The organism is Pseudarthrobacter niigatensis (assembly GCF_030812615.1).
In the GTDB taxonomy this organism is placed as follows: domain Bacteria; phylum Actinomycetota; class Actinomycetes; order Actinomycetales; family Micrococcaceae; genus Arthrobacter; species Arthrobacter niigatensis.
The window spans coordinates 67,998-93,608 of sequence record NZ_JAUSTB010000005.1 but is presented as its reverse complement, the minus strand read 5'-3'; the positions used below and the strand labels follow the sequence as shown (position 1 = coordinate 93,608).

Below are 25,611 nucleotides of genomic sequence, written 5' to 3'. Positions count from 1 at the left end.
GACATGCCAAATCCGTCGGATCAGAACCCAGGCGCCCAAGCACACGATGCAGGGCAGCCGCAACCGCGCCGACGCCGCGAACTTCGTCGTGCCGACGGCTCGGAGCAGGGCGCCTGGACAGGAACCATGCCAGCCGTAACCCCCGAAACGTCCAGTTCCAACGACGCCGGAAAGCCGGCGGCAGGCCGATCTTCCTGGGCAGAAGCAGCGGCCGCCGCCGACGCCATCAAGCCGTCCCGTGCACCGTCAGTTGCTACCCCTCATAGTGCTGCGGCGCCAGCGCCGGCTCAGTCGTTGCCGGGTCCCATCCCCGCCGCGCCCTTGCCGCCAGTTTCCGCGCCCGATGAGGCAGTCGCCCGAGCTCCCGGCCCGGCGCCGGACGCGCCAACCGGGACACCGGCCTTCCGCCGCAGCCGGCCCACCGTAGCTGACGCCATCGCTGAGAGTCCCTTGCCGGACTTCATCAGTTCGCCCGGCCTGTTCGTGAAAGAGCAAAAGCCGCGCCCCACTGGCGGTATCCGCGGCGCTCTCTACAATTTAACCGGCGGCGCCTGGAACCTGGGGCCCGGCCCCAGGCAGCGCCATGAGGACGAGCTGGCCCGCCGCATCTCGCGCCAGCTCCAAGGCAGCTACAACACGGCGATCCTGAGCCTCAAGGGCGGCATCGGCAAGACCTCCACCACGGTGGGCGTGGGCCTGACCCTGGCCGAATACCGTGGGGATGCGCCCTGCGCCATAGACGCCAACCCGGACTCCGGTGACCTGGTGGAGCGGGCCCTGGGTGAGGGTATCTACCAGCAGTCTTCCCCGCGGACCATTTCCGACCTGCTGGCAAACATCGAGTCCATCGACTCGCTCACAGCCCTGGCCCGGTACATGCATCACGCCGGCCGGCTGCACCTCATAGCGGGGGAGCAGGACCCGGAGGTCTCGGACTCACTGACGGCAGAGGAATATCTGCGGATTCGGAGTCTCATCTCCAGCTACTACTCTGTGGCGCTGACGGACTGCGGCACCGGCGTAACCCACAACGCGATGAGCGGGATCCTGCAGTCGGCGGACAACTTGGTCATCGCTGCCGGCTATGCGGTGTCCGGCGCCAAACGCGCCCGCAGTACCCTGCACTGGCTGGCCAGCCACGGCTACGCGGATCTGGCCCGCAATGCCATTGTGGTGATTACGGATAAGGACGAGGTGTCCTCCCGCGTGGACAAGGACGCTATCGAAGAGCACCTGGCCGGGATCTGCCGTGAACTGATTGCGGTGCCACACGACCGGGGCGTTGCCGACGGTGACTTGGTGACCCTGGATGTGCTGAAGCCGGAGACGCGGCGTGCGTATAAAAAGATCGCCGCTGCAATCGTGGACGGGTACCGGTAGCCGTCCACGGTGCCTGCCTGGTGCATAACCGGATTTAACTGCCCGGTAGAATAAGGCGCAATCATGAACATTCCTTGGGGGAACATTGGGGACAAGCATTAGCTCTCGTGTGGGGTGGGTCGATGCCGCGAAGGGCATCTCAATCTTTCTAGTCGTTATGGTCCATGCCACTGACTGGACAGGCTATGTCGGCGTTGAGCCGACGCCACTTATTGAGGCCTTCAACGGGGCGGCAGTGGGTGTCAGAATGCCCCTGTTCTTCTTGATGTCCGGGCTGTTCGCCGGGAAGTGGATTGCTGTCCCCTGGAAGGCCCTTGTGAACGGCAAGCTTGCCCTTCTGGTGTGGGTTTTCCTGCTCTGGCAGCCGGTGATGTTCGCCTACAAATACTTGGCAGGGCTTATGCTGCCCGGCCAAGAGGACTCAAGTTTGATGGCCCATCTGGTGCGCATGGTCGCGTCTCCAGTGCGGCCCAACGCCGAGTTGTGGTTTCTGTGGGCCCTGGTTGTCTTCTTCGTGGGGGCAAAACTGCTCCAGAAGGTGCCTGCTTGGGTAATTCTGGTCGCTTCCGCTGGCCTATCACTGGGATGGTCCGCCATTGCCCAGCCCGCACTTGGCGAAAACATGCTGCGCCTACTGGGCCCCGGGCTTGGCGCGTTCCCGATGTACTTCGTGTTTTTCATGGCCGGGATACTGCTAAAGGGCCAGGTGATCGCCGCCGTCTCCCGGGTGTCCTGGATCGCTGGGCTTGCCGGTTTTACGGCGTGGCTGGTCGTCAACCGTCTACTAGAGGCGTCCGGCGGATTCTTTGGCCGCCTTTTCGTCATCCAGATTCTTGGCGCGGTCGGTGGGCTGCTGGCTGCTGTGGTTCTGCAGCATGTGCAACCCCTCCGTCGGCTGGGCACGCTGACATTGCCTGTGTATGTCTCGCACACTTTCTTCGTCGTGCTGATGGCCTGCGCCATAGAGCTACTCGACCTTGAAATCACCGGTCACTTTGAGGCGGCAACGCCGTGGTTCATAGCAGTGGTTGCGGTGCTCCTTGGGCTGGGACTTCACCGTGTGGCGGCGTCATCCTTTCTGTTCAATAACCCGCAGTGGTTCCAGTCCTGGAGCAGGGGTAGGCATCTTGTGGGCGCTAGGCACTCCAGCTAATGGCACCCTGATCGCCGGATTTAGCTGACCGCAGTCGATGCATGCACAGGGATCCGCGAAGAGCCCTGCCTGATTCTCCAGTTTGAGACCTGACCGATCGGTGGGGCTTTTCGCTGTCCCATTGCCGGCCTTATTTGGCCGGTACCACTATCGGGGCAGCCCATATGGTGGTATGCACCGGAACCGGGAACTAGGTGGGGGACTACGACACGTCTGGACGATGCACGAGAACTTCTTGATGCGTCAACGAGCCAATTGGATGATCTTGAAAAGGTCCATGAGAGGTCGCTTACTAACAAGAGCCCGGCGGGAGTAAGGGCGGCGGTGAAGAAGATTCTGGAAAACCAGAGATCTCCTCTTGACTACCTGGTCATCCAACTGTCACAAGAATTTGGTGCGAAGGATGAACGGGCTAAAGTGCCATTACGCCACGTCCTCAATAGTGATGTCATCAATTCGTCCGGTCGCGTCACGCTTGATCACGAGCCGTTTGCCGGGAATCGTTGCACCGCTGGAGTGGCTCACCATGCCGATCAGATAATTGGCAGGAAGCGACACATGTGATTTCTGGCTCAGCCGCGTGTGCTCTGCGCCAAGCCCCTCCACCGGACTGCCTTCCCACCATTCACGGTAACGCCCGGGCTGGCAAGTAGCGCAGGGTTCCAAAGTCAGGTAGCTGATACCGGTGAAATCACCTCTGACGGGTCCTACCCTCGCATCATGATGGAACTCCTAGACGGTGGACGCCGCCGGCGTCGTTTGCCTAAAAGAGAAACGCTGGAGTTGGTTGGATTCACCGCGCTGTCAGTGACCGCTGCGGCGGTGTTGCTGCCAGCGATTGGTATTAAAGCCGTGGTGAGCGCCCTGCCATTCGTAAAGACACCCGCTGCTTCGGCCACGCCGGAGGACCTCTACCTCATCAATTGATGCTGCTAGCCGGGGCCTTCGGTTAGTGCCTCTGTGTAGCGACGCCCACCATCACCCTCGACGCGCGGGTCTGCTCTTGCTGCGTATGTTCCTTTTCGATGCTCGAGCCCGTTAGCGCTGCGCATATTGCCAGACGCGGGCCGGACCTGAATTAGCGAAAAATACTCTGCGAGTCAGTGGCTAGCGTGTTCGTCATCAGCAGTTGCCCGGCCGCCGTCGTACTCCAAACGCACCACACGAAAATTGCCCGCCGCCGAATGAACGGGGCGGGCACTTTCCGTGCAGCGGGGACTAAATCAGCACACTCTCAGTAGGCGCCGACTGTGCCTGCCCCGCGAAGATGCTGCTGTCCAGGTCCGCAACCGAGGACTTCCCCACGAAGCCCATGGCGCCCTTGAACTCTTCCTGCAGGATCCCGAACACCCGGTCCACCGCCGGCTCCCCGCCGGTGGCAAGGGCGTACGCGAACGGCCGTCCCGCGAGTGCCGCCTTGGCTCCCAGTGCCACGGCCTTGACGATGTCGTGCCCGCGGCGGATGCCGCCGTCGAGGTAGATCTCCGCACGGCCGCCCACCGCGTCCACGATGGACGGCAGGACGTCGATGGTGGCGGGCTGGGAGTCGAACTGCCGGCCGCCGTGGTTGGAGACGAAGATGCCGTCCGCGCCTTCCTCCACGGCCCGGGCCGCGTCCTCGGCGTCCATGATGCCCTTGATCACCAGGTTCCCCTTCCACTCGGAACGGAGCCTGGCGAAGTCCTCCCAGTTGGCGCCCGGGTTCTTGTTGGATGCCATCCAGTTGTTCATCTCATCCATGCGCAGCGGCCGGCCGTTGATCTGGTAGTTCCCGTAGGTCATCTTCCGGCCGGTGAGCCAGCGCCACAGCCAGGACGGGCGGGTGGCGGCGTTGAAGTAGTCCGCCACCGGCGGGCGCGGCGGCATGGACAGCCCGTGGTGAAGGTCCCGTTCGCGCTTGCTGGAGGACCCGACGTCGCCCGCCACCACCAGCGTCTCCACGCCCACGGCCCGTGCCCGGCTGATGTAGCTGGCCGTCTCCGCCGGGTCCTTCCAGAACGCGATCTGCGCCCACAGGTTGTCCGGCGCCACCTTGGCCACCTCCTCCAGAGAGCAGCCGGCCCAGGCACTGTGGATGAAGATGGACCCTGCCCGGACCGCGGCCCGGGCCACGGCTGGATCCGAACCCGGGTGGAAGATGGTGAGCATTCCCATCGGTGCCACCATCAGCGGCATCGCCAGGGAATGGCCCAGCACGGTGGTGGACGTGTTCAGGCCCCGAAGGTCCACCATTGACCGCTGGCGAAGCATCAGGGCATCGAACCGGTCCTCGTTGGCGCGCATGGTGGTCTCGTCCAGCGCGCCGCCCTCCAAGTAATCCGAAATCATCTTCGGAAGCTGCTTCCGGGAAGCCTTGCGGTAGTCATCGATGCTGACAATCCATTTGTTTCTCAAGGGTCCTGCTCCAATGTGAAGGGCTAAATTACTTTCGCCAGGAACTGTTTGGTGCGTTCATGCCGTGGTTCGCGCAGGACGGTCCGGGGTTCGCCCTGCTCCACGATGCCGCCGCCGTCCATGAAGATGAGGTGGTCGCCCACTTCCCGGGCGAAGCCGATCTCGTGGGTGACCACGATCATGGTCATCCCGGCATCTGCGAGCTTGCGCATCACGTCCAGCACTTCGCCCACCAGCTCCGGGTCCAGGGCCGATGTGGGTTCGTCGAACAGCATCAGCCGCGGCTCCATGGCCAGGGCCCTGGCGATGGCCACGCGCTGCTGCTGGCCGCCGGAGAGGGACGCCGGGTAGGAGTGCGCTTTCTCTGACAGGCCCACCCGCTCCAGGAGAATCTTTGCCCGGTCCTGGACGGCCTTCCGGCTCTCCTTCTTCACCCTGACCGGTGCCTCGCAGATGTTCTCCAGCACCGTCATGTGGGGAAAGAGGTTGAAGCTCTGGAACACCATGCCGATGTTCTCGCGCATCTTCGCCGCCTCAGCATTGTTCTGCGCGTGCAGCCGGCCTTTCCTGACCTTCACCCCAACCGGCTGTCCCTCCACAAGGATGTACCCGCCGTCGAGCGTTTCCAACTGGTTGATGCAGCGCAGGAACGTGGATTTGCCGGACCCGGACGGCCCGATGATGCAGGTGACGCTGCCCTTGGGGATGGTGAGGTCGATGCCCTTGAGGACTTCGAGGTCCCCGAAGCTCTTGGTGACGCCCTGGGCCTCGATCATTACCTCGGTCATGGCTGGACCTCCTGGGGTGCGGTGCGGGAGTTCACTGCTTTGGCTTTGCGGGTGCGCCGGGTGCTGCGTCCCGAGGTGATGCCGCCCCGGTTGAAGTGCCGCTCAATGAAGTACTGTCCCAGGCTCAAAATGCTGGTGACCAGCAGGTACCACATGCTGGCGGCGATGAGCAGCGGAATGGTTTTGAAGTTGGCGCTGTAGACCAGCTGCGCGGAGTAGAGCAGCTCGGGGAAGGCCAGGACGCTCACCAGGGAGGTGGTCTTCAGCATGGAGATGGTCTGGTTGCCCGTTGGCGGGATGATGATCTTCATGGCCTGGGGCAGCACTACCCGGGACAGGATGGCGAACCGCCGCATGCCCAGGGCCGTGGCCGCTTCCGTCTGCCCGCGATGCACGCTCAACAGGCCTGCCCGGACGATCTCGGACATGTATGCGCCCTCATTCAGGCCCAGCCCGAGGATTGCCGCCATGAACGGGGTGATCAGCACGTTGGCATCCACGGAGAAGAACTCGGGCCCGAACGGCACGCCCACCGCAATCCGCGGGTAGATGGCGGCGATAAAGCCCCAGAAGAGGAGCTGGACGAAGACCGGAACCCCGCGGAAGAGCCAGACCAGGAACGCGGCGGTCCCTGCCACGATGGCGTTCGGGGCGAGCCGGGCCAGCGCCAGGAGGACGCCGACGACGATTCCCACGGCCATGGAGATGGCCGTCAGTCCCAGCGTGCGCAGGAGACCTGTGAACAGCCTTTCCGAGGTGAACCAGCCGAAGACCACGTTCCACTCGAAGCGCGGGTTGGTGACCAGGGAGTAGCCGACCAGGAAGATCGCGAAGAGGACGATGGCGGCCGTGAGCCACAAGCCTCCGTGGCGCTGGTGCGGACGGCCCATCAGAAGCTGCCGGTCCAGTCCGTCGCCGGGCGGTGCCTTGGCGTCTGGTTCCGTGGCTGTGTTGGCCATGGGGCTACTGCGCTTTGTTGAAGGCGAAGTCAGAGATTGCACCGCTGCCCACACCCCACTTGTCCAGGATCTCCTTGTACTTGCCGCTCTTGGCCAGCGACTCCATGCCCAGCTCGATGGCCTTCTCCAGGCCCGCGCCCTTCTTGAAGCCGATGCTGACGGGGGAGACGTCCTTTTCACCGAGCAGCTCGATCTGGCCGCCCTGCTTGATGGCGTAGCCCAGGGTGGGTCCGTCGATGTAGACGGCGTCAATGCGGCCGGCGGTCAGCGCGAGGTTGGGGGCCTGCATGTCCGGGTAGGTCATGGCTTCAATGGCCGGCTGGCCGGCGTCCGTGCACGCCTTGGACAGGGCGGGAAGGCGCTTGAGGTCCTGGAAGGACCCCTTCAGTACGCCCACGCGCTTGCCGCAGAGGGTGTCCACGGTGAGGTGCTGCGGGTTGCCCGGCGCCACGCCGATGCCGCTGCCCGACTGGTAGTAGTCCACGAAGTCGAGCACCTTCATGCGCTCGGTCGAAGGCGACATCTGGGAGATGGCCATATCGAACTTCCCGGCGGAGATACCGGGGATGATGCCATCGAACGGTCCGCTCTTGACTTCCGTTTTGAGGCCGAGGGTCTGTCCCAGGGCCATGGCGATCTCCGGGTCCACGCCAACCGTCGTGGTCCCGTCCGGCGCCATGAAGTGCAGCGGCGGGGAGCTCTGGCTCATGGTGATGGTCAGCGTCCCCTTGTCCTTGGCTTCCTTGGGCAGGGCTGCCGCGGCGGCTTCATCGACCTTGACGGCCTCCGCGGAGCCTGAGGGGTTGGGGGTCTGGGACTGGGCAGAAGAGGTCATGCTGGGATTGGAGCATCCGGAGAGAAGCACGCCGGCCATGGACACTGCGGCGACGCTTGCCAACATCGATCGAAACTGAATCATCTACACGCCTTCGGAAGTGGGGGGAGGAGGGGTGGTAGGAGAGCTTCCAACCTGGTGGGCAGCCTTAGTTGTGGTACAGATCACTTCGCTGTCCGGTATCATGTACCGTACATCATGCACGATTTTCTGCAAACACCCTTTCCGAGCTGATGGGTTTGTGACGGGGCGCTGCTGCTGGTGCCCTCCGACTGACCCTTTATTCACATAGGATTCCGAAATGAACGCCGCTTCGCCCGAAGAAGAAGTCCTGATCCCCGGCCGGCCCATGCTGGTGGACCAGGTGTTTGAGGCGATCCTGTCCCTGCTGCTGGACGACAAGATCTCCACCGGATCACCGCTGAGCATTGACGGGCTGGCCAAGCGGTTCAAGGTTTCCTCCACCCCTGTGCGCGAAGCCCTGGCGCGCCTGGAGACGACGGGCATGGTACGGCGGGAAGCGCTGCGGGGCTACAAGGTGGCGCCGGAGCCGACCGCCAGCGACATCGCGGCGCTGCTGACCTCCCGGCAGATCCTCGAACCGGCCTGCACCAGCATTGCCTGCACGAACTCGACCGAGGAGCTGGTGGCGGACCTGGAAGGGTTCCACCGCGACCTGGAGGCGTCACGCCACGGCGGGGACACCTTTGCCGGATACCGCGCCTACTGGCAGGCGGACGAGAATTTCCACCGGCGCATCGTCGAGGCCACCGACAACGAGTTCCTGCTCAGGGCCTATGGCTCCATCGAAGGGCACATCCAGCGGTTCCGGCTGATGGTGCACAACGACATGAGCGGCGACCACACCGTGCAGGAGCACCAGGCAATCATCGACGCCTTCAAAGCGGGGGACTGCGCCGCGGCGACGGCCGCGATGAACACCCACATCGAGGGGATCAGGTCCCGCTCGCTGAGCCTCAAGAAGTTCGGGCAGCAGGGCTGACCGGCCGGACCGACGCCGGATGCCGTTAGGTCCTGCTGACCTGCGCAAACACCGTCCGTGAGGAAGCTCGCCGGCAAGTATCCGGGTCTCAAGAATCAGGTATCAGTTACTGGTCAAATTTGCCCATGCGGGCGCCTAGCCTTCATCCATGCTGACGACCGTATTTGGGATTTTTCGATCCGCTCCAAAATGCAGGTTTTGCGGCGGACCCCTCCCGCAAACTCCCTCTGCGGAATTTTGCTCCCGTGACTGCTACGACAGTTACCAGTTCATAAACCGCGATCCCGCCCACGGGCAATAGCCGCATTATCCTGAGGGCCGCCTGGTTTCCTCATGGCTGCCGGAAACCAGCCCGGCGCCTGCTGCGATTATGCTCGAACCATGGCGATGCATGATTCACCGGCGAAGCCCACCGCCGCCGGGAACCGAGGGCTGTGGCGGCGGCGCATGTGGATGTGGATTGTTGCCGCGGGACTGGACGTATACATCCTGGGCTTCGTCATCGGACTCCAGCCTTCGGGTCCCCTCTGCGGCAGCCCGCTGCTGCGGGAAAGCCATGCCGCTGAACTGATCGGCCTGCAGAAGGCCGGAATCGGGGCGGCGGCCGTGTGCTACAAAAACATCGACGCCGATTCTGTCCCCGTCTGGAGCCTGATGGCGTTGGGCGTCCTTATGGTGATCGCCGGAGTCGCCGTCCGGATCATCATCATCCGGCGTTCCGCGCGGGTTGAGTGAGCCTCCGGGAAATGCAGCAGCGCGCCCGGTGATTACCGGACGCGCCATGGCTGGAACTGTGCTTAGCGGGCATCAGCCTTTCATGCCGCCGCCCGGACCGCCGGCGTCGGTGGAGGTCACGGTGAAGGACGCATCCAGGTAAACGGTGGCGCGCGTGCCGTCCGCCTTGATGATGTGGGCCTCGTAAACAGCACCTTCGGCGTCGGTCTCCACCCGCTGGATGGTGGCACCCGGGTTCGCGGCCAGCGCGGCGTCGGTGACCTTCGTTGCCGTGTCGCCGGTCAGCAGGGTCTCGGTGATCCCGTTGGCCTGGTGCCCGCCCTTCGACTCGTCGCGCGGCTGCGCCTGCGTGGTGGACTGGCTGGTGCTCGAGGTACTGGAGTCGGTGGTGGCCGCGTTGGCCGGCAACGCGGTGGTTGCCAGGGCGCCGCCGCCGATCGCTGCCGCGAGGGCCAGGCCTGCCAGCGTGGACTTCATGGTGTTTTTCATGGGAACTCCTTTGGTGTTGGCCCTCCCGGTGGAGGGATTACACCAAGCCTCCGGGTCCCGCCTGTCACCGGTGTAGGGCGGGGCTGTGCTTCCGCTGTGCATGCTGTCAGCTGCCCCTTGGGGTGTGAAAGGTGCGGAGTGGCGGGAGTGAAAGACGGCGTAAAAAAACCGTCAAGGTTTCCGGACCGCGGGCCGGATCCCGGCCGGTCCGGCCTGTCCCGGGGGTACCTTTGTTGCAGTGCCGCCGCCTCATCATCCCCCAAATTTGAGGCGGCGGCACTCCCTCTTCCCCGCAGCGGTCAGGACTTACGGCCCACGGCGGAACTCCGGGCCACCACGGCCGCGGTACACACCGCAAGCCCCAAGGTGACCACTCCCGTTCCCCACCCCAGGCCGCCCCGGTCCGCGCCCACAGCGGTCCAGTCGGCGAAGGACGCCCCCAGCGGCCGGGTGAGGATGTACACGAACCAGAACGCGGGGATGGCAGCGATCCAGCGGCGCCACCAGGCCAGCGCGGCACCTGCGATCACCGCCGCGAAAATCAGACCGGACGCGAAGTAGCCGAGGTCAAGGCTGTAGGCGGCCAGGTCCCCGGCGGCGGTTCCCAGGGCGAACGTGGTCAGCACAGCCGCCCAATAAAACAACTCGCGGCGCCGGGTGTCCACGCTGTGAATGGACAGCGTCTTCTCGGTCCGGAACCAGACGCCGAAGGCGGCCAACAGCGCGGCCAGAAAGAACACCGCAGACACCACGTACGGCACGCCGAGCACCACATGCACGGCGTCCGCCGCCATGGTGCCGAAAACACTGACCATCACCACCGCCAGCCAGTAAACCCATGCAACATAGCGGCGCACGGTGAACTGCAGGACCAGCGACCCGGCCAGCCCCACGCCGCCGAGGGCCAGTGCCACGGCAGGATCCAAAGTGTGGACCAGGAAGTCCGAGGCAGTCTCGCCCATCCCCGTGGTGAACACTTTCGCCACCCAGAACCAGGCGGTGATTTCCGGTACCTTGGCCAGCGCCGTCCGCACCGGGGCACCGGGGTGTGTGCCCCTCCGGGATGGGGTGCTGCCAGGGTCGCGGAGCGCTGACGCGGTGCCGTGGGACGGAGGGATCTGCTGCGGGGGTTCTGTCATGCGGTGATTGTCCCTGACGGACCCGGCAGAAACCTGAGTCTCGCTGGAACGTGACGCGCCGCCGTCGTACGTCCTGACGCGCCCGCCGCGACCTCCCTGGGCGCCCTTCCCAGCCGGTGCATGAATAATACGGAGTGCTGGGAACAGCGGAAGTGCAATGGCAGGCGCGCGCCTGCGACGGCGAGGGCTAAGGAAGCGGACATGACCAGGTCACACCGGAGCGAACGGCACGAACCCGAATCGAGCGTGGAGCTGAACCCCCTGTTCAGCCGGCCGGGGGAGTCCACCATCTTCCCCCGCTTCACCATTCCGGACGGGGAGTCCCTGCCGGGCACCGCCTACCAGGTGGTCCACGACGAGGTGATGCTGGACGGCAACTCCCGCCTGAACCTGGCCACGTTCGTGGGCACCTGGATGGAGCGGGAAGCCTCCCAGCTCTATGCGGAAACGTTCGACAAGAACATGATCGACAAGGACGAATACCCGCAGACGGCGCTGATCGAAACCCGGTGCTGGCGGATGCTCGCGGACCTGTGGAACGCCCCGGATCCGGCCGCCGCCGTCGGCACCTCAACGGTTGGCTCTTCCGAGGCGTGCATGCTCGGTGGCCTGGCGCTCAAACGCCGGTGGCAACACCGCCGTCGTGCCGCCGAGCAGCCCACCGACTCGCCCAACATTGTCCTCAGCTCCGCGGTGCAGGTGTGCTGGGAGAAGTTCTGCAACTACTTCGAGGTGGAAGCCCGCTACGTGCCCGTGTCCGCCGACCACCCCACGCTGGACGGCCATGACCTGGAACGCTACGTGGATGAGAACACCATCGGCGTGGTGGCCATCATGGGCGTCACCTACACCGGCGCCTACGAACCCGTGGAACGGATCTCCGCCGCGCTGGACGCCATCCAGGCCAGCACCGGCCTGGACATCCCCATTCATGTGGACGGCGCGTCCGGGGCCATGGTGGCGCCGTTCCTGCAGCCGGAACTGGTGTGGGACTTCCGGCTCCCCAGGGTTGTCTCCATCAACACCTCCGGCCACAAGTACGGGCTGGTGTACCCCGGCCTGGGCTGGATCGTGTGGCGCGACGCTGACGCACTGCCCGAAGACCTGGTGTTCCACGTCAGCTACCTGGGCGGGGACATGCCAACCTTCGCCCTGAACTTCTCCCGGCCCGGCGCCCAGGTGCTGCTGCAGTACTACCTGTTCCTCCGGCTGGGCTTTGCGGGCTACCGGTCCGTGCAGGCCAGCTGCCGCGACGTGGCCCGGTACCTGTCCCACGAGATCGGCGCCATGGACGCTTTCACCCTCTGGAGTGACGGGTCCGACATCCCCGTCTTCGCCTGGCAGCTCACCGACGGCCACACCAAGAACTGGAACCTGCACCACCTCTCCGAGCGCCTGCGCATGAACGGCTGGCTGGTCCCGGCCTACCCGCTGCCGGACGGGCTCGAGGGCATCACGGTGCAGCGGATCGTGGTGCGCAACGGCTTCACCCGCGACCTCGCCGCCAGCTTCCTGGCCGACCTCCAGAAGGAAGTGGACTACCTGGATGCCCTCACAGGTCCCATGCCCACGCAGCAGCAGAAGGAAGCATTCCACCACTAAGCGTCCCGCGCCAGAAAACTTGAGTACCCACTACTCGTGTGACCTCCCACGCCCAGCGCGTAGCGTCGAACTTGGTTCGGAAACGTACTTGCAAGGGGGAGCATGTGTATGGACGGGAAACCTTAGGCGCCAGGGGCGCTGCGGGAGCCGTGAACCAGGAGGAAAGCCCTAACCTGCCCGTGCTGGATGACTCCGTCCTGGCACTGTTGCGGGCCGAAACGGATTATGACGACGGCATCTGGAAGGTATTCGTCCGGGACTTCATCGAGCAGATGCCGGCCAGGATCGAGAAGATCCGCAGCACCCTGACCAGCGGTGACGGCAAGGGCGCGATGGCAGCCGTTTTGAGTCTCCGGACGTCGGCGCAGATGGTGGGGGCCATGCAGCTGGCCGGGATTGCGCTTGACCTTGAGGAGGACCTCCGCCGCGCGGCCAGCGGATCCGATCCGGCCGGTATGCTGCCGGGGCTCGCTGCGAAGTACCTTCGCAGGATCACCTACGCCGGCCAGCGGACCACGGACCAGCTGGAGTTGTTCATCGGATAGAAATTGGCAGCCACATTCCTCCATCTTGAGGAAACGTTGAGCTTGCATTCCTAATCTGTGGCCATGGGTAAATATGGGGGAAGTTACGATGCGCGCTACTCACGCAGGGAGCTGCGCCGCCGCCGGCTGAGGGCGACGTCCTACGTCGGCCTGGCGTTCTTGGCTGTGGGAACTGTTGCCGTAGTGCTGGCGGCCCTGGGGCGCTGAAGGAGCATTTCGTGTGCCGGTTGTTCGGGCTGCACGCCGGGTCCCGGCCCGTCCGCGCCACTTTCTGGCTCCTGGACGCACCGGACAGCCTGGCTGAGCAGAGCAGGCGGGAGCCCGACGGCGCGGGGATCGGCACGTTTGCGGCCGACGGCGGCGCACGGGTCAGCAAACGGCCGCTCGCCGCATGGGAGGACCACGCCTTCGCCCGGGAAGCCCGGCAGCTGGTGAGCACCACCTTCCTGGCCCACGTCCGGTATGCCAGCACCGGCGCCCACACCCTGGTGAATACGCACCCGTTCGAACAGGATGGGCGGCTGTTCGCGCACAACGGGGCGTTCCACGGGCTGGACCGGCTCGACGCGCGGCTTGCCGGTTTTGGGGCGTCCGGGTTGGTGCAGGGGCAGACCGACAGCGAACGGCTCTTCGCCCTCATCACCGCCGAGAGCCGCGGGGCCGGCGGGGATGTGGCCGAAGGCATTGTGCGGGCGGTGGGCTGGATCGCCGCGGAGCTTCCCGTCCTGGCCCTGAACCTGATCGTGACCACCGCGACCGATCTCTGGGCACTCCGCTACCCGGCCACCCACCCGCTGTTCATGCTGGAACGGGACCCTTCAGTAGAGCCGGCTCCGGTGGCGCCGCTGGATGCGCGGAGCCACCGGATCCACACGCGAAGCACCGAACTCTCCGGTGCCCGGTCCGTCCTCTTCGCCACCGAACCAATGAACCACAACGCCGGCTGGCGGCCCCTGGCGGCGGGGGAGCTGGTGCATGTTGGCCCGGACCTGGCGGTTCGCTGCACTGTCCCGTTCCCGGACCAACCTGCCCACTCGCTCACGCTCGCCGACCTGGATCCGTCCGCTGCGGCGTCGCAAACGTCCTGACGGCTGTCTCCAAGAACTGCTGCGTGGGGTCCGGCGGCAGGGGAGTGTCAGGTTTTGGGGGTGAATTGTCCCCTGGCGACGCTGTCGTCGGAGTGGGCCGGATTCCCGTTGTAGGCCTGGTTTGAGACGTCCACAACGGGATATTGGGCCAGGTCGATCCCGGCGGGGATGGTGAAGGTGCCGGTGTCATTGGCCAGGACGCCCAGGCTGACCATTCCGGTGAGGTCGCTGGTGCCGACCCATACCTGCCGGTATCCCGCTGCCCGGTCCACGGAGAGGCGGATGGTGAGTTGGCGGGTCCCGTCGGGGAGTTGTTCCACCTGCGCCTCGCCGCTGCCCGTGTGTGCGGGCAGCGCGGTCAGGGGCGCTTGTGCGAGGACCCTGGGAGCGGGGCCGGACTGGGTGGGGCCGGGGGAAGGGGTGCCCGGATGTTCCAGGACGCCGGCCGCGGTCCAGCCGGCGGCCGTGCCGAGGACGACGCCGGCGGCAGCGGCGGCCATCCACAGCCTGGGACGGGTGCGCTGGTCCTGGGCGCGGGGCCGCAGCGGAATCGGTGCGCCGTCCGGCCCGTGGCCCGGTTTCCTGTGGCCCGTCGTCGTGGCTGTTTCCGCCGGAGCCTGTGTGGAGGCCCCTGTTTGGGTCAGGGGATCCGCTGCGAGGGCGGGGGAGAGGCCAAGGGCCTGGTGGATCCCTGCCCAGGTCCGGGGGCCCGGTTGCTCGAGTTTGATGCCTGCCGGTTCCAGGGTGGCAATGTCCCTGACCAGTTGGAAGCCCCGCAGGGTTTCGGCGCACTCGGTGCAGCCGGCGAGGTGCTCGGCGTCGGACTCAGTGCCCGGTGTTTCGCCCAGCGCCATCAGGCTGAGGAGTTCCGCGTCAAGGTGTTCCATGTTCCACCTCCAGGCGGGTGCGCAACCGGGCAAGGCTGCGCCGGATATGGCTTTTAACGGTTCCGAGCGGCAGGTTCAGGCGGGATGAGATCTGGTCGTGGGTAAGGTCATCGTAGAACGCCAGCCTGAGTATCGCCTGTTGGGGGTCTCCCAGGTGTGCCAGTTCATCGTCAAGGATCAGGCGGTCGGCCACGGCCTCCACGCCTCCTTCTTCCGGTGCGTCAGACGGGTCCGGGACCAGCTGGACCGCCGCTTGCTCCAGATGTCGTTGCCGGGTGCGCTCGGACAACGCGTCGCTGATGGCGTTCCGTGTGATCCCCACCAGCCAGGCGGGCAGCCGCGCAACCTCCGGCCGGTAGGTGGTCCGTGACTTCCAGGCGCGGATGAAGACTTCCTGGGTGACGTCGTCCGCCGCGCTCCGCTCTCCCAGGGACCTGAGCGCCAGCGTGAAAACCAGCGGGCCCAGCCTCCGGTACGCCTCGGCGAGGACGCGCTCGTCCCCGCCGGCAAACGCCTGGTCGAAGCCGGGGTCCCAATCGTGCGTGGCGGCAGCCTCCATCGGGTGCTCCTTGAGCGGCAACAGGCCTGGTTCAATGCCCCATTATGCCGCTGCCGGATGTAGTCCGCCATGGGCGGGTGACACTACCGGAACGCAGATGTTCCCAATCCCCGGCGGTGCCGCCGAGTGGGCGGCTCCGCCGGGGTCAAATCGGGGGTGCTAACCAGCGGCGGGGATTCGGCGGTCAGTCGTCGTCGCAGTCGTGTCCGCGTGATGCGGAGTCCACCACCTGCACGGCAAGTCCCAGGTTCTTATCTTTGAGGCTGCCCCAGGCGTAGACGATGGTGGTCTTTCCCTCGGCGATGTTGACGCTGGCGGGTCCGATGAGCGGGGCGGTGGTTCCTGCTGCCGCGACCGAGGCGGAGATGGTTCCGTCTTTCAGGGTGAGGGTCTGCTCGTCGGGGTTGGTGAGGCCCTTGATGACGGCCTTCCCTCCGGCCAGGATATCGACGGCGGGGGCGGCGGCGACGTGCCGGACGGTCAGCTTTCCCTTGCCGTTGGGGCTGGCTTTGGTGTCGTTGGTGAACAGTGTGGCGGTGGGGGTCCCATTCGCGGCCAGGTGTGCGACGGCGGTGTAGTCTTGCCCGGCTTCGAGGTCCACGGTGACGGGGCCGATCACGGGGTTGTCCGGGCTGGTCGCTGTGGCGCCGGTGATGGCGATCTTGTGGTCTCCGCCGGCAATGGTCAGTGGGCCGGCCAAAGTACCCGGCTTGAAGTCGTCCAGGGTGAGCTTGCCGTCAACCCAGACGTCCACCACCAGGCCCGGCACGCCGTGGAGGACGGAGAGTTTGGCTGTTCCCTCGTCGTCGTGATGCCAGGTGGACGCCTGGGCAGGGGCGGCGAAGGCCAAAGCTGCCAGGAGGGTGGTTGCTCCGGCGGCTGCAGAAAGTATCTTGCGCATTTCGAACTCCTTTGAGGGCCCCGGTGGGGCGGGGTTGTGCTGACACCCCTACTACCGGTCGATTGCCCTGCCCGGATGCAGCCCGGCGGAAATTTCTTCGGAAAAGCCGTAAGAGGGGGCAACCAGCCCCTACTTTCCCGGTTCTTTGCCTTGCCTGCGTCCCAGCAACTCTGCCGCACCGAACGCTCCCGCCAGGACCAGCATGCTGCCCAGCCATCCTGCTGCCAGGAACATCTGGGTCATGTTGTCGCTGGCCTCGAAGGGTGCCAGCGATTGGCCGGCCACCACGACGTTGCCTGCCCCCTGTTTCGCCACGATCGCCATCCGCAAACCAGGCTCCGGCTGCCACGTCACCGTGTCGCTGCCCGCCGCCCGCGCCGTTTCGAGCACCCCGTCCGGTACCACGGGCATGGCTCCGCGCAGGACCACGGTAGAGGAGAGCGGGCTGTTGGTGTCCCCGTAAACGATCAGGAACACGCCGCTGTCAGGGGACAGTTCCAGCCGCGGCCCCGCCGCCGTATCAGGCCCCGGCTGTTGAAGCCGCGCGGCGGCGGCGGCAGCGGGCGCCGTATTGGCCATGTGGCGGCCGATCTGCTGGAGCGCGACGTACACGCTCCCAAAGGCAAGCGTGATGATGATGGCCGCTGCCAGGCACCAGATGATCCTTCTCATGGGAACATCATGCGCTCATATCCCTGCCCCGCGGCGGTACCATAACGAACCCGGCCCACTGCCCACGCCGCCGGACCTGGAACCGTCCGCGCCGCCGTCGCACGCCTCCCGGCGGCTGGCTGGAGGTGTTACGTGCTGGGCGTTGCCGCCTTCTTCTGGAGTGCCTCGGCCATTTTCTGCACCTTGGCGCCGTAGCCGCCATTCAGTGCGGTGTCCTTGATCTTGTTCGCCTGGGCGTCCAGGTCCGCGGGGGCAGCGTTCTTGAGCGTGGTCAGGTCAGCCTGGAGGTTGGCGGGAAGCTTGGCGAACAGCTTCGGGTGCGCGATGAGCTGGTCGGCCACCTTCTGGAGCCCGGCGCCGGGGTTGCCCGAGCTGAACGCGGTGCGCAGCTCCTGCCGCAGGCCGGCGAAACCGGTAACGGTCTTCTCCAGCGCTTCGGCACGCTTCTGGACTTCGGGTCCGTAGCCGCCGGAGAGGGCCGTGGTCTTGATCTTGTACGCGTCCTTCACCCGGTCCGCTGCCGGGGCGTCCTTGAGCGTGGTGACGTCGGCCTGGAGGGCGGCGGGCAGCTTGGCGAACAGTTGCGGGTGGTTGACCAGGGCTTCGGCTGCCTTCGCGGCACGGTCCCCAACGGCCTGGGGGCTGTCTGCGTTGATGCCAAGGAACGCCTGCAGGCCGCCGGCGACCTTCGCCGTCTTGGCCTGGCCGGTGGCCGCGGCCGAGGCGGTAGCTGTTGGACTGGGGGAGGCGGACGCGGCGCCCACACCTGCGACGGCCATGGCGCCGGCGGCCAGGAGAGCTGAGGCTCCGACGCCGATGCGGGTCTTCATTGACGGGATTGATGGGTTCACCTCGGTGTGTCCTTCCAAATTTGCGCGTGCGTCCTCGCCCCCGCGGCATGGACCGGCACGGGATCACTGTAGGAGACGATGCTGGGGAAAAGCTGAATGCCGTGGCCGCCGGCGCGTGGTCTGCTTGGCGGGTGCCCAGTGCTGTCCCGGGGATACACTGCACGGGTTGTGGGAAGGGAATATCCAATGGAAAACACGCGCCAGGGAACGGCCCTGCTGGACAGGACCTTCCGCATCTCCCTCATCCTCAAGGGCCTGGACGGGGTCCTGGAACTGATCGGCGGGGTACTCCTCCTGCTGGTCACGCCCGCGCAGATCAATGACCTGGTCCGGTTCCTCACCCAGCACGAACTCGCCCAGGATCCGCGGGACTTCGTGGCCAACACCCTGGTGCACCTGACTGCCAACCTTTCGGGGTCGGCGTCGTTGTTTGGCGCCGTCTATCTCCTCCTGCACGGAGTGGTGAAGATTGTCCTGGTGTGGGCTGTCCTGAGGGAGAAGCTGTGGGCCTACCCCTGGATGATCGCGTTCCTGCTGGTGTTCATCGTGTACCAGGGGTACCGGATCTCGGTGGAGTTCACCTGGGGCATGGTGCTGCTCACCGCGTTCGACATCTTCATTGTGTGGATCACCTGGCGTGAGTACCGGATCCGGCGCGCGCAGAACCGGATGCCCGTAGGCTGACCCGCCTACCTGACCGTCAGGGTTCCCTGCATGCCGGAGTGGTAGGTGCAGTGGTAGGGGTAGCTTCCGGCCTTCGCGGGGGCGGTGAAGGTGGTGCTGGTCCCGGGCTTAACCACGGCATCGAAGGAGCCGTCGTCGGCGGCCACGGTGTGGGCCTCGTTGTCCATGTTCATGACGGTCACACTCGCGCCGGCGGGGACGTTGTCCGGCCCGGTATAGGCAAAGGACTTGATGTGGATCGTCAGGCCTGAGGTCGTTCCGGACGACTGATGCCCTGCCATCGTGGTGCCGCTTGGGGACGCCATGGGCGAACCTCCCATGCCCTCCATTGATGCCTGCGTGGACGTCGGCGCTTCCGGTGCCGTGGCGGAGCCTCCTCCGCTGGTTCCACACGCGCTGGCCCCGAAGACGGTTGCGGCGCCGATCAGGGCCAGGGCCATGCGCTTGGTTAATGTCGATTTCATGGTGTTCCCTCTCGGGGATGAGTGGCCGCTGTCGGCCCGGGCGCGGTAGCCGCTGCGGATCACGCGGGGTGGCTGGAGACCAGGTGCGCGTAAACGACGGTGTTGTCGAGGTACTCCCTCGTGGCCGGATCGTAGCCGCCGCACGTGATCAGGCGGATCTCGGGCCGGTCGGCGTTCTGGTAGACCTTCACGGTGGGGAACGTTGATTTGTGGTACACGTCCACCTTGTCCACGGTGAAGACCGCGGCGGTGTGGTCCGCACGGGTCACCGTGATGGTCTGGCCCGCGGTGAGCTCGTGGAGGCGGTAGAACAGTCCAACATCGCTGGTGGTGCTGTTGACGTGGCCCAGGATCACCGCCGAGCCCGTCTGGCCCGGGGTGGGCAAATCCTGGTACCAGCCAGCAGGCGAGCCCGGTTCTCCCGACGGCGTCTGGACCTCCCCGTTCGCTTGCTTTCCCACCGGAGCCACAGCTGCGTCCACCCCGATGGAAGGCACCTCGACCCGCACCGGGACGGAGGCGGGCAGCGGGGCATCCGGAGTGGCCGGTTTGGCGTCGGCCGGCGGGACGGGCTGGACCGGTGGAGCGGGCGGCGGCCCTGTTGGGGACGCCGGCCCCGATCCGCCGTCGTCAGCGGACGGCGCCGCGGCCGGTGGGCTGGACACTGCTGCTGGTTCCCCCGTGCCTGGGGGTTCGGCGTGGAGTCCGAGGCCGATGGTGGTGATGCCGCCGGCCAGGAGCAGCGCGGCTGCCGCGGACGCGATGACGCGTCCGCGGCGGCTGCTGTTCCGGGGTTCCATCAGGTCCCTGCTTGTTCCTGCTGTTCTGCCGGGCCTACGCAGCCATCTTGCGGCGGAGTGCGTACGCGCCGCCGGCTGCGAGGACCAGGCCGCCGCCGGCAGCGATCAGGCCAAGGTCAGGTCCGGCCGGGGCCGGGGTGGTGATGCCGGTGCCGGGGGCTCCGGCCGGCATGGCCTTCAGGGAGCCGCACAAGGCCGGTGAGGTGGCGGCCAGGGGCAGCGAAGGCACCAGGTCGCTGGGAGCTTTCTGCGCTGCCTCGGGCAGGGTGGCCGGATCCAGGCCATGGACCACAACGACGGCGGTTCCGGCCTTGAGCGAATCAGCAGTCTTTGCATCCAGGGTGAAGGTCCGGTTGTAGGTATAGGAGGCACCCATGCCCGCGACCTTCAGGTCCGTTCCGGCCGCGGGGCTGGTGTCCCCGCTGGTGGACAGCGTCGCGCCGATGCCGCCGTAGGCCGGGGCACCTTCGGTGGTGCTGATGACGCCGTCTTTGTTGGTATCGGCAGACATGTCAGGGCACATGCCCTTCGCGCCGATGTGGATGTGCTGCACATGCGGGTACGGGTTTCCGTTGAACATGGCGGCGAGTCCGGAGACCTTCTCCGTGACGGTTGCCTGGTCGCCGTTGACGGTGACCATGACGGTTCCGGAGGCGTTGCTGCCATTGATCGCGGCGAGGTTCGCCTGGTACATGGTGGCGTTGTCGGCGGCAACGGCCGGGCTGGTGGAGAGTGCGAAGGCGCCCAGGGCAAGAACCGGGGCTACCAGGAAAGCGGATTTCTTCATGACATTTCCTCCATTGGAAATGGACGCTCCCCTGATGGGCCGCCCATGACTGTGACAATGCTGGTTCGCTGTGCTCCACGTCACGGATGGGGAGGGCGGGTGCTTTTCTGCCCCTCCCTGGCTATTCGGACCAGCAGGCCAGCACGGCGGTGGCCACCTGGTACGCGAAGGCGTCCCGGGAAACGGCATGGGGGCCCAGAGTGGAGGGAAGGGCTGCCGCGTCCACCGTCAGGACGAAGTTGTCTTTTGTAAAGACCGCTGAGGTGGGCGTTTGGAACGCCGGAAATCCCAGGTTCGCCAGCCCCTCGATAGGCGCAGCCCCGGGCGCCTGTTGCTGCAGCCCGTCAAAAAATTTACGGGCAGTTTCCGGATCGGATGTTTCCTTTACCGAGAGCATCAGGTGCCCGGAGGGGAGCGTGTAGGTGCAGGTGTAGAGCTTGTCCGCCCAGGAGTCCGTGGTGGGAGGCTCGGAGGGAAGGGACAGGGCCTTGACGATGTTCGTCCTGGTCTCGTCGCCGCAGACCATGGTTGCGGCCGGTGAGGGGCCGTCCGCCGCGGCACTGGCGGTTGCCCCTGGCGAAGCGGACGGACCCGCTGAAGGTCTTTCGGGCAGCGGCTTTTCGGCGCCTGCCGCGGCGCAGCCGGACAAGGCCAGGGCCAGGAACGTTGTCAGGGCCGTAACCCGCATCCGTCCGCTGTTGCGCGCTCGCGGACTGTTGTGTGGATTCATGGCTGCACCTTCCGAACATTCCTGTACTGGCCTGACTCGGCCGCACCTACCATCTGTTCGTAACGGCAACCCCTCTGGACCGGTCCCGGCGGGTGTTGCGCAGTCTTGGCCTCGACGCCAATTCCGGCGGTCAGGACATGGTGGCGACGGCGAACAGTCCGGCCACGCCCACCAGGTACAGGACCAGGACCACCAGTGAGTCGGTCCCCATGCCCAGGTGTTTTTTCTTCGGGCGGAAGAGCAGGCCCAGCAGGTAGGTCAGGGTCAGCAGGATGGCCAGGGCGGTGAGGTAGATGTCGGTGGCCTGGGCCTGCGGCAGCACCGGTTTGCCGGTGATGAGGACGGCCACCAGGAACAGGACCGGGAGGAAGGCGTTGCCGCCGAAGATGTCACTGAAAGCGAGCTTGTAGTCGCCCTGCTTCACCGAGGCCAGGCCGGTGGAGATTTCCGGCAGGGACGTTGCCAGGGCCAGGAAGGTGGCGCCGAAGAGGACCCCGGAGAGGCCGATGTGCCCGGCGATCGCGTCGCCGCTGCGCTCCAGGACGACGCCGGCGCCCAGGGTTGCTAGGGCCGCCACGGTGAAGATCAGGGCAGACTTGCCCGTGCTGATGTGCCGGTTCTTGTCGGTGGACTTCTTCTTGGAGTGTCCCTTGGGCCGGTCCTGGCCGCCGGGGGCCTCGCCCTGCTGGTGCCAGGGGAGCCCCTTTTGGGAGCGCTGGACCAGGATCAATCCGAGGATCCAGATCACGGCGATCAGCACCGCGGCGGGGGTCAGGTGCAGGGCCACGAGTGATCCGGGCATCTGGCTGCCGGCGATCACCACGCCCAGGACGGCGACGACCGTGACGGCTTCGATGACCAGGGTGAGGGATGCTGCCTTGTAGCTGAGCGGCTCCGTGCCTTTGGTCCCGAACACGTCCAGGATCACCAGCACCACGGTCTGGATGGCGATGCCGCCCAGGATGTTGCCCACGGCCACGCCGATGTTGTTGGAGGCGGCCGCGCTGACCGTGATGGCGATCTCCGGCAGGTTGGTGGCAATGGCCAGCAGGATCAGCCCGCCCAGCGCCGAGCCCAGGTGCAGCCGGTCATCCAGGACGTCCGTCTGATTGGACAGCTGGATCCCGGCCACCCAGATCACCGCCGCCGCACCGGCGAAAATCAGGAGCAGGACCACCAGGGGCAGCGCTTCCATGTCTTTTGCCTCCTCTTGGATTGTTGTCACGGCTTCAGTGAAGCCGTACCCACCGGCCTGCCCCAACTGGTGGTTATTTGCTGGGAATCCGCTGGGAATCCTGTCCCTGCAGGGTGTGCTGGTGGAAGACGGGCTGGTGAGGGTAAGGATTAGGGCGTAGCTACCCCCGCGGAGAGGACCACCATGGACATCGTTGAAGTGATTTTGAACGACCACCACGAGCAGCGGCGCCTGTTCGCCCTGCTCGATGAAATGCATGCCAGCGAAACATCCAGCCTGGACGCGGTATGGAAACGCATGCGGATCCTGCTTGAAGTCCACGCCAAGGCAGAGGAGGAACTCTTCTACCCTGAGCTGCTGGAACTGGGGAAGGGGGCCGGCGGAAAGGACTCCGCCGTTGACGAGACCACCGACGCCATCCACGACCACAACGAGATCCGGGACGCCATCAGTGACGTGGACCGGCACCCGACGGGTAGCGCCGACTGGTGGGACGCGGTGGCGAAGGCCAACGAAGCCAACGGCGACCATATGGCTGAAGAGGAACGGGAAGGCCTGACCGACTTCCGGCAGCACGCCTCCCTGGAGCTGCGGCACCGTCTGGGCCTGGCGTTCAGTATTTTCGAATCCGAGCACGCCGGCGGGATTGAGCCGGAGGACGTCAGCCCCGAGGAATACGTCCGCGAGCACGAATAAGTCCTGGCTGGGGTTACCGCTTGACCCGTGGTTCGGCCGGTGTCTTGACGGTGGCCAGCAGGATGACCCCTGCCACGGCGGTGGCTCCTGACAGGAGGAACAGGACGATGGCCAGCGGCGGGGCGGAGTCAGCCTCGCCCAGGATGGTGACGCCGATGGCCACGGCCACGAGCGGGTCGATCACGGTGAGTCCGGCCACCACGAGTTCGGGCGTTCCCCGGGTGTGGGCGTTCTGGACCAGGAAGCTGCCGGCCAGGGCCGCGACAACAAGCCCCGCCAAACAGGTCAGGGAAAGCCATTCAAAGTCGCCTTGGAACAGCCGTGCAATGACGGTCTTGGCCAGGGCGGCGACGAACCCGAAAAGGATCCCGGCGCCGGCGGTGAACACCACGGCGCCGGAGCGGTGACGCCATAAGGCATAGGCCACTGCGACGCAGGCGAGGACCACGGCGAGGACGATCAGGATGGTCACCAGGTGCCGGTCACTGATTTCCACGTCCTCCGCGGAGAACGCCGCCACGGCCACGAACACGCCCACCCCACCGACGCAGAGGGTGACGGCGGTGAGGGCCCGCCGCCCGGGGGACCTCCGGGTCATCCGCGCGGTGGCGAGGGTGGTGACCACCAGGGCCACCGCGCCGATGGGCTGCACCACGATCAGGGGTGAGAACCGGAGGCTGGTGAGCTGGAGCAGGATCGCAGCCCCGAGCATCGCCGTTCCGGCCAGCCACGCCGGTTTGCGGACCAGTGCCTGGAGCCGACCTCCGCCCATGCTGCCCGCCGCGCGCCCGGAGGCAGCCGGCTGGTCTTCCACAGCCCGGTGCTGGAAGAGCGTTCCCAGGGCGAGCAGGACGGCGCCGGCGGCGGCAATGGGAATTCCCAGCCAGTGGTAGGACGTCAGTGCGGACACGGCCGCAGCCTGGATCATGGACAAACCTTACCTAACCAGCGGGTCGGCAGGTGGTCCCAGTCCCGTAGTGCAGCCAGTCCGGCAGGGCCGTAGTGAAGGCGCCGCGGATGGCGGGGCTGTTGGTGGTAGTCCAGTCGATCCTGCCGTTGACCTCCACCTCGTTCTTGTCCCATTCGAACCAGTTGATCATCTTCAGGTTGGGGAACTGGGCGTGGGCCTGGGCGCTGAACACCTGCTCCCACCAGGTGCGCTTGATGTCGATTTCCGCGGCGCCGCCGGCCGTAGGGTTGTAGAGGGCGGCGGTTTCCGGGATGGCCACGGGTTTGTTGTGGTCTTTGCCGTACACGCTGTAGAAGTCGGGCAGGAGGGTGTCATCGCCGTTTGCCCCCACGTAGTTGCCGGTGAGCTGGTCGGCGAACTTGTTGGCCTCCGGGATCTCGTTCTCGCCCCACGGGTACTTCGCGCCCCAGTGGTAGAGCGACATGCCCACCCAGTCCACCGCCCCGTCCCCCGGGTAATACGGGGCGTAAGGATCGTCCGCCATGGTGATGGCGCCGTCGTGATCGGTGTCCAGGGCCGCGAAATCCGCGCTGCCCGCCTTCGCCTCGAACTGGCCGCCCGCGAACGGATAGCCGCCCGCGTAATTGGGCGCCCACATCATGGCCGAGCCCGGAACGCCCGTGTGGACAGCGTCCGCGACCCGGGTGAACATGTCCCTGTACTCCAGCGGCTGCTGGGACCAGGGATACCAGGACCCGTTCATCTCGTGGGCCAGGCGGACGATCACCGGGACGCCCTGGCTGTTGATCGACCCCAGATCCTTCACCAAGTCGCTGATGACGTCGCGGGTGACGGCGGCCAGGCCCTGTTTGGGTTCGAGGGTCAGGAGCATGATGTGACCGTCCGCCCGGATCTGGGCGGCCGCCTGCTGCAGGTGGGTCCGTTCCTGCTCTGTGTAGGGGAAGTCGGCGAACGAGACGCTGACGGCGGGCTTGTGGCCCAGGTCGGCCGCGTACTGGGCCAGTGGTTTGGCTTCCAGGTTCAGGTTCACGCCCAACAACGCGCCCGACGGCGGGACCAGGCTGTTCCGGTCCGTCACCTCACAGGTGGGGATGGCCGCGGCACTTTGGCTGGCCGCCGCTTCCTGGTTCTTGCGGTCCCGGTCCGCCAGGCCGCCGGTGATGCTGGCGGCGCCCAGCGCGATGGCCGCCACGGCAATCCCCAGGGGCAAACCCCAGTCCTTTAGGCGCCCAAGTACTACGTCACGGCGCTTGGTGTCCTTCGGTGCGGACTGTTGCTCGGGCAAAGCTTGACCCCCTGTTGGCCTGCGGTTTTACCCGATTCTATGCGCCGTCACCCCCGGCT

General features: G+C 65.9%; 30 protein-coding genes. 11 read left to right on the top strand and 19 right to left on the bottom strand.

Annotated features, from left to right (window positions below; translation table 11 throughout):
• The first annotated feature begins 126 nt into the window (after positions 1-126).
• Entirely contained in the window at positions 127-1,380 is a 1,254-nt protein-coding gene (locus J2T23_RS09270) for a MinD/ParA family ATP-binding protein (protein ID WP_307359288.1), read from the top strand.
• A 109-nt stretch (positions 1,381-1,489) separates the two neighbouring features.
• A complete protein-coding gene (locus tag J2T23_RS09265; protein ID WP_307359286.1) occupies positions 1,490-2,533 on the top strand; it encodes an acyltransferase family protein in 1,044 nt (347 codons plus the stop codon).
• A 423-nt stretch (positions 2,534-2,956) separates the two neighbouring features.
• On the opposite strand, the gene J2T23_RS09260 is transcribed toward J2T23_RS09265, so the two are convergent.
• Positions 2,957-3,139, bottom strand: coding sequence for a hypothetical protein (locus J2T23_RS09260; RefSeq protein ID WP_307359284.1), 183 nt, complete (start codon positions 3,137-3,139; stop codon positions 2,957-2,959).
• 114 nt (positions 3,140-3,253) lie between these two features.
• On the opposite strand from J2T23_RS09260, the gene J2T23_RS09255 reads away from it, so the two are divergent.
• Entirely contained in the window at positions 3,254-3,460 is a 207-nt protein-coding gene (locus J2T23_RS09255) for a hypothetical protein (protein ID WP_307359282.1), read from the top strand.
• Between the two features lie 291 nt (positions 3,461-3,751).
• Here J2T23_RS09255 and J2T23_RS09250 read toward each other — a convergent pair whose 3' ends face one another.
• From J2T23_RS09250 to J2T23_RS09235, 4 genes are read right to left on the bottom strand one after another with little or no spacing between them, the layout of a single operon-like run.
• Positions 3,752-4,927 (bottom strand): alpha-hydroxy acid oxidase, encoded by a 1,176-nt coding sequence (locus J2T23_RS09250; RefSeq protein WP_307359280.1) that lies wholly within the window; start codon positions 4,925-4,927, stop codon positions 3,752-3,754.
• Between the two features lie 23 nt (positions 4,928-4,950).
• Positions 4,951-5,715, bottom strand: coding sequence for an amino acid ABC transporter ATP-binding protein (locus J2T23_RS09245; RefSeq protein WP_307359278.1), 765 nt, complete (start codon positions 5,713-5,715; stop codon positions 4,951-4,953).
• The gene (locus tag J2T23_RS09240; protein ID WP_307359276.1) at positions 5,712-6,674 is read right to left on the bottom strand and encodes an amino acid ABC transporter permease; all 963 of its coding nucleotides are present in this window, start codon (positions 6,672-6,674) and stop codon (positions 5,712-5,714) included. The genes J2T23_RS09245 and J2T23_RS09240 overlap by 4 nt, the downstream gene beginning before the upstream one ends.
• A gap of 4 nt (positions 6,675-6,678) precedes the next feature.
• Entirely contained in the window at positions 6,679-7,509 is an 831-nt protein-coding gene (locus J2T23_RS09235) for an ABC transporter substrate-binding protein (RefSeq protein WP_307359274.1), read from the bottom strand.
• Between the two features lie 301 nt (positions 7,510-7,810).
• Here J2T23_RS09235 and J2T23_RS09230 point away from each other — a divergent pair, with 301 nt between their 5' ends.
• The gene (locus J2T23_RS09230; RefSeq protein WP_307359272.1) at positions 7,811-8,512 is read left to right on the top strand and encodes a GntR family transcriptional regulator; all 702 of its coding nucleotides are present in this window, start codon (positions 7,811-7,813) and stop codon (positions 8,510-8,512) included.
• A gap of 381 nt (positions 8,513-8,893) precedes the next feature.
• Entirely contained in the window at positions 8,894-9,247 is a 354-nt protein-coding gene (locus tag J2T23_RS09225) for a hypothetical protein (RefSeq protein WP_307359270.1), read from the top strand.
• Positions 9,248-9,319: 72 nt separating this feature from the next.
• On the opposite strand, the gene J2T23_RS09220 is transcribed toward J2T23_RS09225, so the two are convergent.
• Positions 9,320-9,736 (bottom strand): hypothetical protein, encoded by a 417-nt coding sequence (locus J2T23_RS09220; RefSeq protein WP_307359268.1) that lies wholly within the window; start codon positions 9,734-9,736, stop codon positions 9,320-9,322.
• Between the two features lie 299 nt (positions 9,737-10,035).
• On the bottom strand, positions 10,036-10,875 hold the full coding sequence (locus J2T23_RS09215; RefSeq protein ID WP_307359266.1) for a COG4705 family protein: 840 nt from the start codon (positions 10,873-10,875) through the stop codon (positions 10,036-10,038).
• A gap of 201 nt (positions 10,876-11,076) precedes the next feature.
• Here J2T23_RS09215 and gad point away from each other — a divergent pair, with 201 nt between their 5' ends.
• The 4 genes from gad (at position 11,077) to J2T23_RS09195 (ending at position 14,110) form a co-directional block, all read left to right on the top strand.
• Complete coding sequence (gene gad, locus J2T23_RS09210) at positions 11,077-12,477, top strand: glutamate decarboxylase (protein ID WP_307359264.1); 1,401 nt, start codon at positions 11,077-11,079, stop codon at positions 12,475-12,477.
• Between the two features lie 149 nt (positions 12,478-12,626).
• Positions 12,627-13,022 carry an Hpt domain-containing protein gene (locus tag J2T23_RS09205; protein WP_307359262.1) on the top strand — a complete coding sequence of 132 codons (396 nt, stop codon included), beginning with the start codon at positions 12,627-12,629 and terminating at the stop codon, positions 13,020-13,022.
• A 63-nt stretch (positions 13,023-13,085) separates the two neighbouring features.
• Positions 13,086-13,229 (top strand): hypothetical protein, encoded by a 144-nt coding sequence (locus tag J2T23_RS09200; RefSeq protein ID WP_307359259.1) that lies wholly within the window; start codon positions 13,086-13,088, stop codon positions 13,227-13,229.
• 11 nt (positions 13,230-13,240) lie between these two features.
• Positions 13,241-14,110, top strand: a complete 870-nt coding sequence (locus J2T23_RS09195) for a class II glutamine amidotransferase (RefSeq protein ID WP_307359257.1) — start codon at positions 13,241-13,243, stop codon at positions 14,108-14,110.
• Between the two features lie 47 nt (positions 14,111-14,157).
• Here J2T23_RS09195 and J2T23_RS09190 read toward each other — a convergent pair whose 3' ends face one another.
• From J2T23_RS09190 to J2T23_RS09170, 5 genes are all read right to left on the bottom strand, one after another.
• Positions 14,158-14,997 carry an anti-sigma factor gene (locus J2T23_RS09190; protein ID WP_307359254.1) on the bottom strand — a complete coding sequence of 280 codons (840 nt, stop codon included), beginning with the start codon at positions 14,995-14,997 and terminating at the stop codon, positions 14,158-14,160.
• Positions 14,984-15,556: an RNA polymerase sigma factor gene (locus J2T23_RS09185; protein WP_307359251.1), complete on the bottom strand. Its 573-nt coding sequence runs from the start codon at positions 15,554-15,556 to the stop codon at positions 14,984-14,986. Before J2T23_RS09185 ends, J2T23_RS09190 begins: the two co-directional genes overlap by 14 nt.
• A 184-nt stretch (positions 15,557-15,740) precedes the next feature.
• A complete protein-coding gene (locus J2T23_RS09180; protein WP_307359249.1) occupies positions 15,741-16,457 on the bottom strand; it encodes a DUF4397 domain-containing protein in 717 nt (238 codons plus the stop codon).
• A 129-nt stretch (positions 16,458-16,586) separates the two neighbouring features.
• The gene (locus J2T23_RS09175) at positions 16,587-17,129 is read right to left on the bottom strand and encodes a hypothetical protein (RefSeq protein ID WP_307359247.1); all 543 of its coding nucleotides are present in this window, start codon (positions 17,127-17,129) and stop codon (positions 16,587-16,589) included.
• A gap of 128 nt (positions 17,130-17,257) precedes the next feature.
• Positions 17,258-17,959: a hypothetical protein gene (locus J2T23_RS09170; RefSeq protein ID WP_307359245.1), complete on the bottom strand. Its 702-nt coding sequence runs from the start codon at positions 17,957-17,959 to the stop codon at positions 17,258-17,260.
• A 207-nt stretch (positions 17,960-18,166) separates the two neighbouring features.
• On the opposite strand from J2T23_RS09170, the gene J2T23_RS09165 reads away from it, so the two are divergent.
• Positions 18,167-18,664: a DUF2127 domain-containing protein gene (locus J2T23_RS09165; RefSeq protein ID WP_307359243.1), complete on the top strand. Its 498-nt coding sequence runs from the start codon at positions 18,167-18,169 to the stop codon at positions 18,662-18,664.
• Between the two features lie 5 nt (positions 18,665-18,669).
• On the opposite strand, the gene J2T23_RS09160 is transcribed toward J2T23_RS09165, so the two are convergent.
• The 5 genes from J2T23_RS09160 to J2T23_RS09140 form a co-directional block, all read right to left on the bottom strand.
• Positions 18,670-19,128: a cupredoxin domain-containing protein gene (locus J2T23_RS09160; protein ID WP_307359240.1), complete on the bottom strand. Its 459-nt coding sequence runs from the start codon at positions 19,126-19,128 to the stop codon at positions 18,670-18,672.
• A 59-nt stretch (positions 19,129-19,187) separates the two neighbouring features.
• Complete coding sequence (locus J2T23_RS09155; RefSeq protein ID WP_307359237.1) at positions 19,188-19,928, bottom strand: class F sortase; 741 nt, start codon at positions 19,926-19,928, stop codon at positions 19,188-19,190.
• Between the two features lie 34 nt (positions 19,929-19,962).
• The gene (locus J2T23_RS09150) at positions 19,963-20,715 is read right to left on the bottom strand and encodes a hypothetical protein (RefSeq protein WP_307359235.1); all 753 of its coding nucleotides are present in this window, start codon (positions 20,713-20,715) and stop codon (positions 19,963-19,965) included.
• Positions 20,716-20,836: 121 nt separating this feature from the next.
• Positions 20,837-21,445 carry a hypothetical protein gene (locus J2T23_RS09145; RefSeq protein WP_307359233.1) on the bottom strand — a complete coding sequence of 203 codons (609 nt, stop codon included), beginning with the start codon at positions 21,443-21,445 and terminating at the stop codon, positions 20,837-20,839.
• A gap of 130 nt (positions 21,446-21,575) precedes the next feature.
• Positions 21,576-22,670: a sodium:calcium antiporter gene (locus tag J2T23_RS09140; protein WP_307359231.1), complete on the bottom strand. Its 1,095-nt coding sequence runs from the start codon at positions 22,668-22,670 to the stop codon at positions 21,576-21,578.
• A gap of 153 nt (positions 22,671-22,823) precedes the next feature.
• On the opposite strand from J2T23_RS09140, the gene J2T23_RS09135 reads away from it, so the two are divergent.
• Positions 22,824-23,336 carry a hemerythrin domain-containing protein gene (locus J2T23_RS09135; RefSeq protein ID WP_307359229.1) on the top strand — a complete coding sequence of 171 codons (513 nt, stop codon included), beginning with the start codon at positions 22,824-22,826 and terminating at the stop codon, positions 23,334-23,336.
• A 13-nt stretch (positions 23,337-23,349) separates the two neighbouring features.
• Here the strand turns inward: J2T23_RS09135 and J2T23_RS09130 are convergent, their stop codons facing one another.
• Positions 23,350-24,264, bottom strand: coding sequence for a DMT family transporter (locus J2T23_RS09130; RefSeq protein WP_307359227.1), 915 nt, complete (start codon positions 24,262-24,264; stop codon positions 23,350-23,352).
• Positions 24,265-24,277: 13 nt separating this feature from the next.
• On the bottom strand, positions 24,278-25,477 hold the full coding sequence (locus tag J2T23_RS09125; protein ID WP_307359224.1) for a glycoside hydrolase family 26 protein: 1,200 nt from the start codon (positions 25,475-25,477) through the stop codon (positions 24,278-24,280).
• Between the last annotated feature and the right edge of the window lie 134 nt (positions 25,478-25,611).

What these genes read in the sequence shown, in the direction of transcription:
- J2T23_RS09160 (WP_307359240.1), bottom strand. Translation starts at nt 19,128, where the DNA reads ATGAAATCGACATTAACCAAGCGCATGGCCCTGGCCCTGATCGGCGCC.
- gad (WP_307359264.1), top strand. Translation starts at nt 11,077, where the DNA reads ATGACCAGGTCACACCGGAGCGAACGGCACGAACCCGAATCGAGCGTG.
- J2T23_RS09225 (WP_307359270.1), top strand. Translation starts at nt 8,894, where the DNA reads ATGGCGATGCATGATTCACCGGCGAAGCCCACCGCCGCCGGGAACCGA.
- J2T23_RS09220 (WP_307359268.1), bottom strand. Translation starts at nt 9,736, where the DNA reads ATGAAAAACACCATGAAGTCCACGCTGGCAGGCCTGGCCCTCGCGGCA.
- J2T23_RS09270 (WP_307359288.1), top strand. Translation starts at nt 127, where the DNA reads ATGCCAGCCGTAACCCCCGAAACGTCCAGTTCCAACGACGCCGGAAAG.
- J2T23_RS09240 (WP_307359276.1), bottom strand. Translation starts at nt 6,674, where the DNA reads ATGGCCAACACAGCCACGGAACCAGACGCCAAGGCACCGCCCGGCGAC.
- J2T23_RS09130 (WP_307359227.1), bottom strand. Translation starts at nt 24,264, where the DNA reads ATGATCCAGGCTGCGGCCGTGTCCGCACTGACGTCCTACCACTGGCTG.
- J2T23_RS09215 (WP_307359266.1), bottom strand. Translation starts at nt 10,875, where the DNA reads ATGACAGAACCCCCGCAGCAGATCCCTCCGTCCCACGGCACCGCGTCA.
- J2T23_RS09185 (WP_307359251.1), bottom strand. Translation starts at nt 15,556, where the DNA reads ATGGAGGCTGCCGCCACGCACGATTGGGACCCCGGCTTCGACCAGGCG.
- J2T23_RS09230 (WP_307359272.1), top strand. Translation starts at nt 7,811, where the DNA reads ATGAACGCCGCTTCGCCCGAAGAAGAAGTCCTGATCCCCGGCCGGCCC.
- J2T23_RS09190 (WP_307359254.1), bottom strand. Translation starts at nt 14,997, where the DNA reads ATGGAACACCTTGACGCGGAACTCCTCAGCCTGATGGCGCTGGGCGAA.
- J2T23_RS09255 (WP_307359282.1), top strand. Translation starts at nt 3,254, where the DNA reads ATGATGGAACTCCTAGACGGTGGACGCCGCCGGCGTCGTTTGCCTAAA.
- J2T23_RS09180 (WP_307359249.1), bottom strand. Translation starts at nt 16,457, where the DNA reads ATGCGCAAGATACTTTCTGCAGCCGCCGGAGCAACCACCCTCCTGGCA.
- J2T23_RS09175 (WP_307359247.1), bottom strand. Translation starts at nt 17,129, where the DNA reads ATGAGAAGGATCATCTGGTGCCTGGCAGCGGCCATCATCATCACGCTT.
- J2T23_RS09170 (WP_307359245.1), bottom strand. Translation starts at nt 17,959, where the DNA reads ATGAAGACCCGCATCGGCGTCGGAGCCTCAGCTCTCCTGGCCGCCGGC.
- J2T23_RS09150 (WP_307359235.1), bottom strand. Translation starts at nt 20,715, where the DNA reads ATGAAGAAATCCGCTTTCCTGGTAGCCCCGGTTCTTGCCCTGGGCGCC.
- J2T23_RS09200 (WP_307359259.1), top strand. Translation starts at nt 13,086, where the DNA reads ATGGGTAAATATGGGGGAAGTTACGATGCGCGCTACTCACGCAGGGAG.
- J2T23_RS09165 (WP_307359243.1), top strand. Translation starts at nt 18,167, where the DNA reads ATGGAAAACACGCGCCAGGGAACGGCCCTGCTGGACAGGACCTTCCGC.
- J2T23_RS09135 (WP_307359229.1), top strand. Translation starts at nt 22,824, where the DNA reads ATGGACATCGTTGAAGTGATTTTGAACGACCACCACGAGCAGCGGCGC.
- J2T23_RS09155 (WP_307359237.1), bottom strand. Translation starts at nt 19,928, where the DNA reads ATGGAACCCCGGAACAGCAGCCGCCGCGGACGCGTCATCGCGTCCGCG.
- J2T23_RS09145 (WP_307359233.1), bottom strand. Translation starts at nt 21,445, where the DNA reads ATGAATCCACACAACAGTCCGCGAGCGCGCAACAGCGGACGGATGCGG.
- J2T23_RS09235 (WP_307359274.1), bottom strand. Translation starts at nt 7,509, where the DNA reads ATGACCTCTTCTGCCCAGTCCCAGACCCCCAACCCCTCAGGCTCCGCG.
- J2T23_RS09245 (WP_307359278.1), bottom strand. Translation starts at nt 5,715, where the DNA reads ATGACCGAGGTAATGATCGAGGCCCAGGGCGTCACCAAGAGCTTCGGG.